The 12,656-nt window shown below is 67.1% G+C and carries 13 protein-coding genes; 4 read left to right on the top strand and 9 right to left on the bottom strand.

Annotated features, from left to right (window positions below):
* Positions 1 to 42: 42 nt before the first annotated feature.
* Positions 43 to 375 (top strand): thioredoxin, encoded by a 333-nt coding sequence (gene trxA / locus OG927_RS16325; RefSeq protein ID WP_056793159.1) that lies wholly within the window; start codon positions 43 to 45, stop codon positions 373 to 375.
* Between the two features lie 109 nt (positions 376 to 484).
* Here the strand turns inward: trxA and OG927_RS16320 are convergent, their stop codons facing one another.
* The 9 genes from OG927_RS16320 to rpmH all read right to left on the bottom strand — a co-directional run bounded on the left by OG927_RS16320 (position 485) and on the right by rpmH (position 7,342).
* A complete protein-coding gene (locus OG927_RS16320; protein WP_056793160.1) occupies positions 485 to 1,102 on the bottom strand; it encodes a GNAT family N-acetyltransferase in 618 nt (205 codons plus the stop codon).
* Between the two features lie 306 nt (positions 1,103 to 1,408).
* Positions 1,409 to 2,482 carry a ParB/RepB/Spo0J family partition protein gene (locus OG927_RS16315; RefSeq protein ID WP_079099598.1) on the bottom strand — a complete coding sequence of 358 codons (1,074 nt, stop codon included), beginning with the start codon at positions 2,480 to 2,482 and terminating at the stop codon, positions 1,409 to 1,411.
* Positions 2,479 to 3,555: a ParA family protein gene (locus OG927_RS16310; protein WP_079099597.1), complete on the bottom strand. Its 1,077-nt coding sequence runs from the start codon at positions 3,553 to 3,555 to the stop codon at positions 2,479 to 2,481. The genes OG927_RS16315 and OG927_RS16310 overlap by 4 nt, the downstream gene beginning before the upstream one ends.
* 283 nt (positions 3,556 to 3,838) lie before the next feature.
* Entirely contained in the window at positions 3,839 to 4,555 is a 717-nt protein-coding gene (gene rsmG / locus OG927_RS16305) for a 16S rRNA (guanine(527)-N(7))-methyltransferase RsmG (protein ID WP_330320367.1), read from the bottom strand.
* Positions 4,556 to 4,664: 109 nt separating this feature from the next.
* On the bottom strand, positions 4,665 to 5,174 hold the full coding sequence (locus OG927_RS16300) for a Jag family protein (RefSeq protein WP_056793163.1): 510 nt from the start codon (positions 5,172 to 5,174) through the stop codon (positions 4,665 to 4,667).
* Positions 5,175 to 5,188: 14 nt separating this feature from the next.
* Entirely contained in the window at positions 5,189 to 6,454 is a 1,266-nt protein-coding gene (yidC, locus tag OG927_RS16295) for a membrane protein insertase YidC (protein WP_330320366.1), read from the bottom strand.
* Positions 6,455 to 6,457: 3 nt separating this feature from the next.
* Entirely contained in the window at positions 6,458 to 6,817 is a 360-nt protein-coding gene (yidD, locus tag OG927_RS16290; RefSeq protein WP_079099596.1) for a membrane protein insertion efficiency factor YidD, read from the bottom strand.
* Positions 6,814 to 7,185 (bottom strand): ribonuclease P protein component, encoded by a 372-nt coding sequence (rnpA, locus tag OG927_RS16285; protein WP_079099595.1) that lies wholly within the window; start codon positions 7,183 to 7,185, stop codon positions 6,814 to 6,816. The genes yidD and rnpA overlap by 4 nt, the downstream gene beginning before the upstream one ends.
* A gap of 19 nt (positions 7,186 to 7,204) precedes the next feature.
* Positions 7,205 to 7,342, bottom strand: coding sequence for a 50S ribosomal protein L34 (gene rpmH, locus OG927_RS16280; protein WP_003967884.1), 138 nt, complete (start codon positions 7,340 to 7,342; stop codon positions 7,205 to 7,207).
* A gap of 382 nt (positions 7,343 to 7,724) precedes the next feature.
* On the opposite strand from rpmH, the gene dnaA reads away from it, so the two are divergent.
* The 3 genes from dnaA (at position 7,725) to gnd (ending at position 12,635) form a co-directional block, all read left to right on the top strand.
* Entirely contained in the window at positions 7,725 to 9,506 is a 1,782-nt protein-coding gene (gene dnaA, locus OG927_RS16275; protein ID WP_330320365.1) for a chromosomal replication initiator protein DnaA, read from the top strand.
* 987 nt (positions 9,507 to 10,493) lie between these two features.
* Positions 10,494 to 11,624 (top strand): DNA polymerase III subunit beta, encoded by a 1,131-nt coding sequence (gene dnaN, locus OG927_RS16270; RefSeq protein ID WP_056793166.1) that lies wholly within the window; start codon positions 10,494 to 10,496, stop codon positions 11,622 to 11,624.
* Positions 11,625 to 11,756: 132 nt separating this feature from the next.
* Positions 11,757 to 12,635, top strand: a complete 879-nt coding sequence (gnd, locus tag OG927_RS16265; RefSeq protein WP_018553877.1) for a phosphogluconate dehydrogenase (NAD(+)-dependent, decarboxylating) — start codon at positions 11,757 to 11,759, stop codon at positions 12,633 to 12,635.
* The last annotated feature ends 21 nt before the right edge of the window (positions 12,636 to 12,656 follow it).

Genomic DNA, 12,656 nt, shown 5'->3' with positions numbered 1-12,656 from the left:
CGCTCCCCTCACCCCACACCCCGCGAAGTTAAGGAGGTCGCCGTGGCCGGCGCCCTGAAGAACGTGACCGACGACTCCTTCGACGAGGACGTCCTGAAGAACGAGAAGCCCGTACTCGTGGACTTCTGGGCTGCCTGGTGCGGCCCCTGCCGCCAGATCGCCCCCTCTCTGGAGGCCATCGCGGCCGAGCACGGCGACCAGATCGAGATCGTCAAGCTCAACATCGACGAGAACCCGGCCACCGCGGCAAAGTACGGCGTGATGTCCATCCCCACGCTCAACGTGTACCAGGGCGGCGAGGTCGCCAAGACCATCGTCGGCGCCAAGCCGAAGGCCGCGATCCTGCGCGACCTCGAGGCCTTCATCAGCGAGTAGTGCAGCGGCACACAATGTTTCACGTGAAACGGGCTCGCCCTTCGGGCGGGCCCGTTCTCCGTTTTACACAGAACCCGTACAGCATCTGGCAGCAGGACCACCGACAGCCTCAGAGCGGCCGCAGCGCAGGCTCTTTCTGTACGGCGCCCAGCAGTCTGTCCAGTGCCAGCTCGACGTCCTCCTTCCAGGAGAGCGTCGTACGCAGCTCCAGCCTCAGCCGCGGGTACGTCGGATGGGGACGCACGGTCTTGAAGCCGACCGCGAGAAGATGATCTGCGGGCAGGACGCAGGCCGGCCCGTTCCAGCGGGCGTCACCGAAGGCCTCGATCGCCTTGAAGCCCCGCCGCAACACATCCTTGGCCACCGTCTGCACCATCATGCGGCCGAGCCCCTGCCCCTGGAACTGCGGCAGGATCAGTGCGGTCATCAGCTGTACGGCATCGGGGGAGACGGGACTCGTGGGAAAGGCCATGGCCCGGGGAACATACGCAGGCGGCGCATAGAGCGCGAAGCCGGCCGCGACATCATCCACATAGACGACCCGCCCGCAGGAACCCCACTCCAGCAGCACCGCGGAGATCCAGGCTTCCTTCTCCGGCCCCGGTCTGCCTGCCTTTACCGCAGCTTCCCCGCTGACCGGATCAAGTTCCCAGAAGACGCACGAACGGCAACGCCCGGGGAGATCCGGAAGGTTGTCCAGTGTGAGCGGTACAAGCCGTCGCCCCATGAAGGCGATTCCTCGCTTCCTGCGCCCGCCGCATCACGTGCGGCTGCCAGCGCACTCCGTTCGCGGAACAGGCTGCCGACAAACCCCCCGACAGCGCCAAGCCCCAACCCGACTGTCACCAGGTGGCTGCGATTCACTGATCGCACGGCCCCCGCCTCCTCTGAGGTGGATCACGGTGGTGGATACGCCATACCAGAACGCATCGTATCCACCCGGACATGAAGCGGATACCGAGAGAGAGCAAAGGACGGGCTGTGTTCCGGCATCTCCCCGGTACAACAGCCCGCCCCCTGTTTCCCCGCAGGGTCAGCCTTCGTCGTCCTCGGCCCTGTCCTCAGCGGCGCTCTGCTCCAGTACGCGTCCCTCACCCGGCGCGAGGCTGCCGAGAATCCGGTCCAGATCCTCCATCGAAGCGAACTCGACGACGATCTTCCCCTTCTTCTGCCCGAGGTCGACCTTCACCCGCGTCTCGAAGCGATCGGAGAGCCTGGACGCGAGATCGGTCAGCCCTGACGCAACCCGCCCACCTGGGCGGGGCCCTCGCGGTTTCGCGGAACTCGTGGGCTCGGAGCCCAGTAGTTTCACGATCTCTTCGGCCGCACGTACGGACAGCCCTTCGGCCACGATGCGGTGAGCCAGTCGGTCCTGCTCCGCGGAGTCATCCACCGACAGCAGGGCTCGCGCATGGCCGGCCGAGAGAACGCCCGCGGCGACCCTGAGCTGCACCGGCGGGGAAAGCCGCAGTAGACGCAGCGTGTTCGACACCTGGGGACGGGACCGCCCGATCCGGTCCGCCAACTGGTCATGCGTGCATTTGAAGTCCTTCAGCAACTGGTCGTACGCCGCAGCCTCCTCCAGTGGATTCAGCTGCGCCCGGTGCAGGTTCTCCAGGAGCGCGTCCAGAAGCAGCTTCTCGTCGTCGGTCGCCCGGACGATCGCCGGAATGCGGTCCAGCCCCGCCTCCCCGCACGCCCTCCAACGACGCTCACCCATGATGAGCTCGTAGCGGTCGTCACCCACATCACGCACGATGACGGGCTGGAGGAGACCGACCTCCTTGATCGAGGTGACCAGCTCGGCCAGAGCTTCCTCGTCGAACACGTCACGAGGCTGCCGGGGGTTCGGTGTGATCGAATCCAGGGGAAGTTCGGCGAAATACGCACCGGCGGAATCGTTCGGCCCCGCCACCGTCTCCGCGACCGGAGAACTCGGCTCCGGGACGATCGGGCCGGACGGAAGCCCTGTCACCTTCGCTGCGGCCACGCCCCGCTCGGCGGTCAGTACCGGGGACGCCCCGGGGGTGGCTACCTGCCTCTCCTGCGGAGCTGCGGGGATCAGTGCACCGAGCCCACGCCCCAGCCCTCTACGACGCTCGCTCACTGCATGCCCTCCGAAGTGTTCTGCCGGCTGTTCTGAAGGCCCGTGTGGGCCTGCTGCGCCTCGTAGTGCATCCCTACGCCCCGCAGGGCGATCTCCCGGGCTGCCTCGAGATAGGACAGGGATCCGCTGGAACCCGGATCGTAGGTCAACACGGTCTGCCCGTAACTCGGCGCCTCCGAAATGCGCACCGACCGGGGGATGCTCGTCCGCAGCACCTCCTTGGAGAAGTGACTGCGCACTTCCTCCGCCACCTGCGAGGCGAGCCTGGTCCTGCCGTCGTACATGGTGAGCAGGATCGTCGACACGTGAAGGTCGGGGTTGAGGTGCCCCCGGACGAGATCGACGTTGCGCAGCAGCTGTCCGAGGCCCTCCAGTGCGTAGTACTCGCACTGGATCGGAATGAGCACCTCGGCGCCGGCCACCATCGCGTTGACCGTCAGCAGACCGAGCGACGGCGGACAGTCGATGAGGATGTAGTCCAGCGGCTGCTCATACGCCTGAATCGCCCGCTGCAGGCGGCTCTCCCGCGCTACCAGGGACACCAGCTCGATCTCCGCACCGGCGAGATCGATGGTGGCCGGGGCGCAGAAGAGGCCCTCGACGTCCGGGACGGGCTGGACCACTTCGGAGAGCGGCATGCTCTCCACCAGGACGTCGTAGATGGAGGGAACTTCGGCGTGATGGTCGATCCCCAGAGCCGTGGAGGCATTGCCCTGCGGATCGAGGTCCACCACCAGAACACGCGCACCGTGCAGAGCGAGCGAAGCGGCAAGGTTGACCGTCGAGGTCGTCTTGCCCACACCGCCCTTCTGGTTGGCCACCACGATGACGCGTGTCCGGTCAGGTCGAGGCAGCCCCTCGCCGGCGCGGCCTAGGGCCTCGACCGCCAGCTGGGCCGCACGACCGATGGGTGTGTCGTCCATCGGGGGCGGTGTTTCACGTGAAACACCGTCCCCCACGGACTCGGTACGGGGACCGGGGACCGGATCGGTCATCGGTCCCGCGATGTCGGCGTCGGACCGCAAGGATTCACTCTCCTCGACTTCAGGCTCGCAATGAACAGAGCCTGCCATGCTTTTGGGGTCGCGAACCAGCGAGGTCGACTGTTCTGTGGACGAATCCACTTCTGTGGACAACGCGGCAACCCGTACGGGTTTACGGTCGCGCGGCGCGGCGGCCGCACGACCACGGTCGATGATTCCCTGCAGCAGAGAGCGACGTTTCACGTGAAACACGATGCCTGCGCAGTGCAGCGGCAGGCTCCCGACACTCCGCAGACGGCGCATATCGCCGCATTCTTGGAGCATCACTGAGAAAAACCGAAGAAGGGTCGAACCAGGAGAAAAGCGCCTCGCCTCAGCGGCGTCGGCGCGTCCGGCTGACCCGCGCGGCCTTGGCCCTCTTTGCGGCGAACCTCACACCGCCCGGACTCTCGCCGACCACGACGCGTACCACCGTGGACGCCGGATCGACGAGGCCCTCACCTACGTGCAGCACCTCGGTCTCCACCACGCCGAGCTTGCTCAGTGCGGCACGTGCCCCCTGGATCTCCTCCTCGGCGGTACCGCCCTTCAGGGCCAGCATCTCTCCGTACGGACGAAGCAGGGGCACCCCCCAGCCCGCAAGCCGGTCGAGCGGTGCCACGGCGCGAGCCGTCACCACGTGAACGGGCTGGAGCGTTCCGAGCACTTCCTCGGCCCGGCCGCGGACGACCGTCACATGGTCCAGGCCCAGCAGCTCGACCACTTCCTGGAGGAAGTTCGTCCGGCGCAACAGCGGCTCGAGCAGAGTGATCTTGAGATCGGGGCGTACCAACGCCAGAGGGATACCGGGAAGACCCGCCCCCGACCCCACGTCGCACACCGTGACGCCGTCGGGAACCACCTCGGAGAGCACCGCGCAGTTCAGCAGGTGGCGCTCCCACAGACGCGGCACCTCACGGGGGCCGATCAGCCCCCGCTTGACCCCGGCGTCCGCGAGCAGCTCCGCGTACCGGACAGCTTCTGGGAAGAACTCACCGAATACCGCCTGCGCCTCCTGGGGCGCCTGAGGGAGCTCTGCTGCCTCCGTCACGGGGACCGTCCTTCCGTACCGCACTAGCGCACTGTGGGTGGCTGACTATCGGGCTGACAAAGATCGGCCCCGCCTGCGAGCAGACGGGGCCGACAGTACAAGGGTTCGGTCAGGCCGGGAGAACGACGACGAAGCGCTGCGGCTCCTCGCCCTCCGACTCGCTGCGCAGACCCGCTGCCGCGACCGCGTCATGGACGACCTTGCGCTCGAACGGCGTCATCGGCTCCAGCTTCACCGGCTCGCCCGAGCTCTTGACCTCGTCCGCGGCCTTGGCACCCAGCGCGGCGAGGACCTCACGCTTCTTGGCACGGAAGCCCCCGATGTCCAGCATCAGCCGGCTGCGGTCACCGGTCTCCCGGTGAACGGCCAGCCGGGTCAGCTCCTGAAGTGCCTCCAGCACCTCGCCGTCACGACCCACGAGCTTCTGCAGGTCACGCGCCGAGTCGCTGATGATCGAGACCGCTGCCCGGTCCGCCTCAACATCCATGTCGATGTCGCCGTCGAGGTCGGCGATGTCGAGCAGGCCTTCGAGGTAGTCGGCCGCGATCTCCCCTTCCTGCTCCAGGCGGGACAGGGTGTCGCTGCCCTCAGCGGCCGTGGTGATGGTGCCGTCCGTCACGGATGGACTCCTTCTTACTTCTTGGACGGGTGCTTGGGCCGCTGCGGGCCCTTGCGCTGTCCGGACTTGGCTTGGCGTGAGGAACCGGACGTGGACTTGCCCGCCGGCTTCGACTTGTCGTCCTGCGATGCGGAGTGCTTCTCCAGCGACGTCTTGGCTTGCGGCTCGGCCGGCTCGGAGTCCTTGGCCGCACCCGGATGCGTGGCAGCCGTGTGACGCTTCGCCTTGGTCTGACGCTTGGGCTGCTGCCTCTTCGGCGCGGCACCGCCCTCGGCCTCGAGTACGGCGGCATCGCTCTTCGCCACCGTCCCGTCCTCCTGAGCAGCGAAACCCAGCTTGGCCAGACCGGTGATGAACTTGCGCTCGATGTCGTTGCGGTCGGGGCCCTTGACGACGATCCGCTTGACCGTGTTGCGCCGGGTCCTGCCCCGCACCTGACCATGGGAGGTGACGCTCTTCAGCACACGTCCCAGGTACTGGTCCTGTGCCTTGCTGCCCGGTGTCGGGTTCTGGTTGATCACGTACATCTGCTGACCCATGGTCCAGACGTTGGTGGTCAGCCAGTACACGAGGACACCGACGGGGAAGTTGATGCCCATCACGGCGAAGATGACGGGGAAGATGTACATCAGCATCTTCTGCTGCTGCATGTACGGGGTCTTGACCGTGAGGTCGACGTTCTTCGTCATCAGCTGGCGCTGGGTGAAGAACTGTGACGCGGACATCATCACGATCATGATCGCGGTGACGACACGGACGTCGGTCAGCGAAGCGCCGAGCGCCTGGACCTTCTCCTCGCTGTCCATGAACTTCGCGGCCAGCGGAGCACCGAAGATGTGTGCCTGCCGGGCGCTGTCAAGCAGCGGCTGGTCGATGACGCCGATCGTCTTGCCCGAGGCGATGGACGACAGCACGTGGTACAGGGCGAAGAAGAACGGAGACTGCGCCAGGATGGGAAGGCACGAGGAGAGCGGGTTGGTGCCCGTCTCCTTGTAGAGCTTCATCATCTCTTCGGACTGACGCTGCTTGTCGTTCTTGTAGCGCTCCTGGATCGCCTTCATCTTCGGCTGGAGCACCTGCATGTTGCGGGTCGACTTGATCTGCTTGACGAAAAGCGGGATCAGGCAGATCCGGATCAGGACCACCAGGGACACGATGGAAAGGCCCCAGGCCCAGCCCGTGTCGTCGCCGAAGAGCGCTCCGTACAGCTTGTGGAACTGGACAATGACCCACGAGACAGGTGTGGTGATAAAGCTGAACAGACTGGCAATCGTGTCCACTAATCAGGCTCCTTGAGCTTTGGGCGAGGTCTCTGTGGCCGGGCTCGGGGGTTCGGAGACCGACCCCCCGGAAGGCACAGCGGCGGCTGAGTCCCCGCCCTTGCCGCCACGCACACAGCTGCGCAGCAGTTCGTGCCAACGCGGACGTTTGCGTGGCGGTACGTGATCCACGCCGCCGGGTGACCATGGGTTGCATCGCAGGATGCGCCAAGCGGTCAGCGCCGTTCCCTTGATCGCACCGTGCCGGTCGATCGCCGTATATCCGTAGTGGGAACACGACGGGTAGTAACGGCAGACAGGCCCGAGAAGTGGGCTGATCGTCCACTGGTACAGCTTGATGAGAGCCAGCAGCGGGTACTTCATCGCGCGCCCCCTCCCAGTAGCCGCTCCAGAGCGGCGTCCAGGTCTCGGGCCAGCTGTGCATGGTCGGCGTCACCCGATCCGGGCAGCGCTCGTACGACAACAAGGCTACCGGGGGGCAGCTGAGCCAGCCGGTCGCGGACCAGATGGCGAAGCCTGCGCTTCACCGCGGTACGGACGACCGCGCCACCCACTGCTTTGCTGACAACGAAACCCGCACGTGACGGGGGAGCACTCCCCCCCGTCACGTGCGGGTCCGTTACACCGCTGCTCAGATGGACGACCAGTAGCGGACGTCCGGCTCGACGTCCTCGTCGTACCGCGGTCGCGAAGTCCTCGCGCCGCCTCAGCCGATTCTCGGTAGGCAGCACGTCATGGACCTGTAAGCGATCAGGCGGACAGGCTGCTGCGGCCCTTGCCACGGCGGTTCGCGAGAATCGCGCGGCCGGCACGGGTACGCATACGCAGACGGAAACCGTGGGTCTTGGCGCGACGACGGTTGTTCGGCTGGAAGGTGCGCTTGCTCACTCGGGGGCTCCAGAAATGATCGTGTGTTGGCGGGACATCGCCTGGCTGTCACCGTGCGCCCACGAGGAAACTCGCGTATACGCCCAAGTGCACCGCTTCACAATCACATGATCGTGATCTTTGCCCATCGGAGGCAGGCGGCAGCAGCCATCGACAACTCGACCTGGTCACGGTACGCGCGGCTGCGCCATTCGGTCAAACCGGCCCCACACCACCCCGTGCTGTACACAGCCTGTGGACAACAACTTGAACCGCGTGGGTCGGCCTGACTACCGTGGCTGGACTCCGGTTCTTTTCCTTCCCACCTGCCGGGCCTCACCCGACCCGACCCACCCCGTCCCGAGAAGCACACATTCGTGGGACATGCGAGAGAGCGTGCCTTGTGGCTGACGTACCTGCCGATCTTGCCGCAGTGTGGCCACGAGTGCTGGAACAACTCCTCGGGGAGGGCCAGCAGGGCATCGAGCCGAAGGACAAGCAGTGGATCGAGCGCTGCCAGCCGCTGGCACTCGTCGCCGACACCGCGCTGCTGGCCGTTCCCAACGAATGGGGCAAGCGTGTCCTGGAGGGCCGGCTGGCGCCGCTCATCAGCGAGACGCTCACCCGCGAGTGCGGCCGCCCGATCCGGATCGCGATCACGGTCGACGACTCCGCGGAGCCGCCCGCCCCGCTCGCACCCCCCGTGCACCAGCCCCACCAGGATCAGCAGTCCCACCGCTATCAGGGACCGCAGCGCGACGAGGCCCAGCACCACGACGCCTACGACGGGTACGGCCACCGGCCCTCCGACGACGGCATGCCGACGGCCCGCCCCGCCTACCCGGACTACCAGCGGCAGCGCCCCGAGCCCGGCGCCTGGCCCCGTGCGCAGGAGGACCTGTCCTGGCAGCCCCGGCACGGTGGTTACCAGGACCGCGATCCGTACGCGAGCCCGCGGCCCCAGCAGTCGCTGCACGACTACCGGCCGCAGCAGCCCGAGCGCCAGGGCTACGAACAGCAGCGCGACGGGCGTGACCGCCACGACCTCCAGGACCAGCAGCCCCAGCACCGGCAGGGCGGCCCGGGCACCGGCAGGGGCGGCGGCGGTCCGATGGGTGCGCCGTCGCCCTCGGCCCCGGGACCCGGCGAGCCGCATGCCCGGCTGAATCCGAAGTACCTCTTCGACACGTTCGTCATCGGCGCTTCCAACCGCTTCGCGCACGCCGCGGCCGTCGCCGTCGCCGAGGCCCCCGCGAAGGCGTACAACCCCCTCTTCATCTACGGGGAGTCGGGACTCGGCAAGACCCACCTGCTCCACGCCATCGGCCACTACGCGCGCAGCCTCTACCCGGGCACCCGGGTCCGGTACGTGAGCTCGGAGGAGTTCACCAACGAGTTCATCAACTCGATCCGCGACGGCAAGGGCGACACCTTCCGCAAGCGGTACCGCGACGTGGACATCCTCCTGGTCGACGACATCCAGTTCCTGGCGAGCAAGGAGTCGACGCAGGAGGAGTTCTTCCACACCTTCAACACGCTCCACAACGCCAACAAGCAGATCGTGCTGTCCTCGGACCGTCCGCCGAAGCAGCTGGTGACCCTGGAGGACCGGCTGCGCAACCGGTTCGAGTGGGGCCTCACCACCGATGTCCAGCCGCCCGAACTGGAGACGCGCATCGCGATCCTCCGCAAGAAGGCCGTGCAGGAGCAGCTCAACGCCCCGCCCGAGGTGCTCGAGTTCATCGCCTCCCGGATCTCGCGCAACATCCGCGAGCTCGAGGGCGCGCTCATCCGCGTCACCGCCTTCGCCAGCCTCAACCGGCAGCCGGTGGACCTCGGGCTGACCGAGATCGTGCTCAAGGACCTGATCCCGGGTGGAGAGGACTCCGCCCCCGAGATCACCGCGCCGGCCATCATGGCGGCGACGGCCGACTACTTCGGGCTGACGGTCGAGGACCTCTGCGGATCCTCGCGCAGCCGCGTCCTGGTGACAGCGCGCCAGATCGCCATGTATCTGTGCCGGGAGCTGACCGATCTCTCCCTGCCCAAGATCGGCGCCCAGTTCGGCGGCCGGGACCACACAACGGTGATGCACGCCGACCGGAAGATCCGCGCGCTGATGGCGGAGCGGCGCTCCATCTACAACCAGGTCACCGAGCTCACCAACCGCATCAAGAACGGCTGACGGGCCCGGTACGGCCACCCCGCACCACGCACGGACAAGGCGCCTCCGAGGACTTACACACGTCCTCGGAGGCGCCTTTCCGCTTCCCCCAGCGCCCTTCTGCGCATACCCGGCCGCCCTGGAGACGGGTCCTTCGGCAGGTCTGCGGGGCGTCCGAGCGGCGTCCGCGGGCCCCTTCCGAGCGCGGTCGGCCCCTCACTGAGCACGTCGGCTGTTCGAATACGGGCCTGAACAGGGCTCTTCTCCACAGACAGAGGGGAAAATGGGCGTCCACAGCCTGGGGACTGGGAAGTTGTCCAGATTGCATCCACAGGTGGCGCTGTCGATACTCCATCAGGCCAGGTCACATGCCTGGGGATTTGTGGTCAACGTTGATCCACAGCCTGTGGACAAACTTTTGGTCCACAGAGGCCTGTCCGCGTTGTCCACCGCTGGCCCACAGGCTGGACCGTGTTGTCCCCAGCTTTTCCCAGGTTCTCCCCAGGACTGTCCACTGTTCGGCAACCCGACACCGCCTTTCACTGCCGAGAGTGAAAGGCGTCACACCGACACCCCTGGTTGAGCTGTGGGGAACGTGGGTAAAGCTGGGGACAGCCCTGGGGAGAAGTCACCCCCGCCTGTGCATCGGGTGTGCAGAACTTTCGCGTGTCCACAGAAACGCCTGGTTGTCCACCGGTGTCACCCACAGGCTCGGTGGACAAAAAACAGCATCTGACCTGCGAAAACGACGTTATCCACGGTTTCCACAGGGCCTACTACTACTACCACTCAGAGTTAGCCAGGAATCAGCTTCGAAGTGGGGCCTGTGCACAACTTGAGTGGCGAGCTCCGCGAACCTCCGGGTGCGACTTGACCCCGAGCAGCAACGAGTGTCGGTGCCGTACGTCAGACTGGACCCCGGCGGCCTCCCCAGCTCTTCGGCGGGGAAGCCCCGACCAGACGACGAAGGCCGGCAGGGCGAGCGAGCAACAGCAGGAGGCGGTTCCGGTGAAGATCCGGGTGGAGCGCGATGTACTGGCGGAGGCGGTGGCCTGGGTGGCCCGCAGCCTCCCGGCCCGTCCGCCGGCGCCCGTTCTTGCGGGCCTTCTGCTGAAGGCTGAGGACGGCGCCCTCAGCTTCTCGAGCTTCGACTACGAGGTCTCGGCCAAGGTCTCGGTGGACGCGGAGGTCGAGGAGGACGGCACGGTGCTGGTCTCCGGCCGGCTGCTCGCCGACATCTGCCGCGCCCTCCCCAACCGCCCGGTGGAGATCTCCACCGACGGTGTACGGGCCACCGTGGTCTGCGGCTCCTCGCGGTTCACCCTCCACACGCTGCCGGTGGAGGAGTACCCGGCGCTGCCCCAGATGCCGACGGCGACGGGCACCGTCCCCGGTGAGGTCTTCGCCTCCGCCGCCGCCCAGGTCGCCATCGCGGCCGGCCGGGACGACACGCTGCCGGTCCTGACGGGCGTCCGTATCGAGATCGAGGGCGACACCGTCACCCTCGCGTCCACGGACCGTTACCGCTTCGCGGTCCGCGAGTTCCTGTGGAAGCCGGAGAATCCGGACGCCTCGGCCGTGGCCCTGGTGCCCGCCAAGACGCTCCTGGACACCGCCAAGGCGCTGACCAGTGGGGACACCGTGACGCTCGCGCTGTCCGGGGCCGGTGCCGGCGAAGGGCTCATCGGTTTCGAGGGCGCCGGCCGCCGTACGACGACGCGGCTGCTCGAAGGTGACCTGCCGAAGTACCGCACGCTCTTCCCGACCGAGTTCAACTCGGTCGCGGTCATCGAGACCGCCCCGTTCGTCGAGGCAGTCAAGCGCGTGGCCCTGGTCGCCGAGCGGAACACCCCCGTGCGCCTCAGCTTCGAGCAGGGTGTGCTGATCCTGGAAGCCGGTTCCAGCGACGACGCACAGGCTGTGGAACGCGTCGACGCCGTGCTCGAGGGCGACGACATCTCGATCGCCTTCAACCCGACCTTCCTGCTGGACGGGCTCAGCGCGATCGACTCCCCGGTCGCCCAGCTCTCCTTCACGACGTCGACCAAGCCGGCCCTGCTCAGTGGCCGTCCCGCCGTCGACGCCGAGGCGGACGACGCCTACAAGTACCTGATCATGCCGGTCCGGCTCTCGGGCTGATCCGGCGGTTCGCTTCCTGTCATGGCAGTTCCGGCGGGCATGCTCAGTGCCGAGCAGGCCCGCCGTGCTGTCCCAGGCCGGGCGTAGGCTCGGTCCTGGGTACGAATCGGCACAACGCTTAAGGAATCTCTGATGGAGCTCGGTCTCGTCGGACTCGGCAAGATGGGCGGCAACATGCGCGAGCGCATCCGCCGCGCAGGCCACACCGTCATCGGTTACGACCGCAACCCGGACGTCGCGGATGTCCACAGCCTCGAAGAGCTCGTGGGCAAGCTCAAGGGTCCGCGCGTCGTATGGGTGATGGTCCCGGCGGGTGCCGCGACCCAGTCCACCATCGACGAGCTGGCCGAGCTGCTCTCCCCGGGCGACATCGTCGTGGACGGCGGGAACTCCCGCTGGACCGACGACGAGAAGCACGCCGTCGAGCTGGGCATCAAGGGCATCGGCTTCGTCGACTGCGGCGTCTCCGGTGGCGTCTGGGGCCTGGAGAACGGCTACGCGCTGATGTACGGCGGCGACGCCGAGAACGTCGCGAAGGTCCAGCCGGTCTTCGACGCCCTCAAGCCCGAGGGTGACTTCGGCTCCGTCCACGCGGGCAAGGTCGGCGCCGGCCACTTCGCGAAGATGGTCCACAACGGCATCGAGTACGCCATGATGCAGGCCTACGCCGAAGGCTGGGAGCTGCTGGAGAAGGTCGACTCCGTCACGGACGTGCGCGAGGTCTTCCGCTCCTGGCAGGAGGGCACGGTCATCCGTTCCTGGCTGCTCGACCTGGCGGTCAACGCGCTGGACGACGACGAGCACCTCGACAAGCTCCGCGGCTTCGCAGCGGACTCGGGCGAGGGCCGGTGGACGGTCGAGGCCGCCATCGACAACGCCGTCCCGCTGCCGGCCATCACCGCGTCCCTGTTCGCGCGCTTCGCCTCGCGGCAGGACGACTCCCCGCAGATGAAGATGATCGCCGCACTGCGCAACCAGTTCGGCGGCCACGCGGTGGAGAACAAGAAGTAAGCAGCAGCGCGGTACAACGCG

Source organism: Streptomyces clavifer, from assembly GCF_036345975.1.
Taxonomy (GTDB): domain Bacteria; phylum Actinomycetota; class Actinomycetes; order Streptomycetales; family Streptomycetaceae; genus Streptomyces; species Streptomyces clavifer.
The sequence above is the reverse complement of the archived record's forward strand: the minus strand, read 5'-3'. Positions and strand labels throughout refer to the sequence as shown.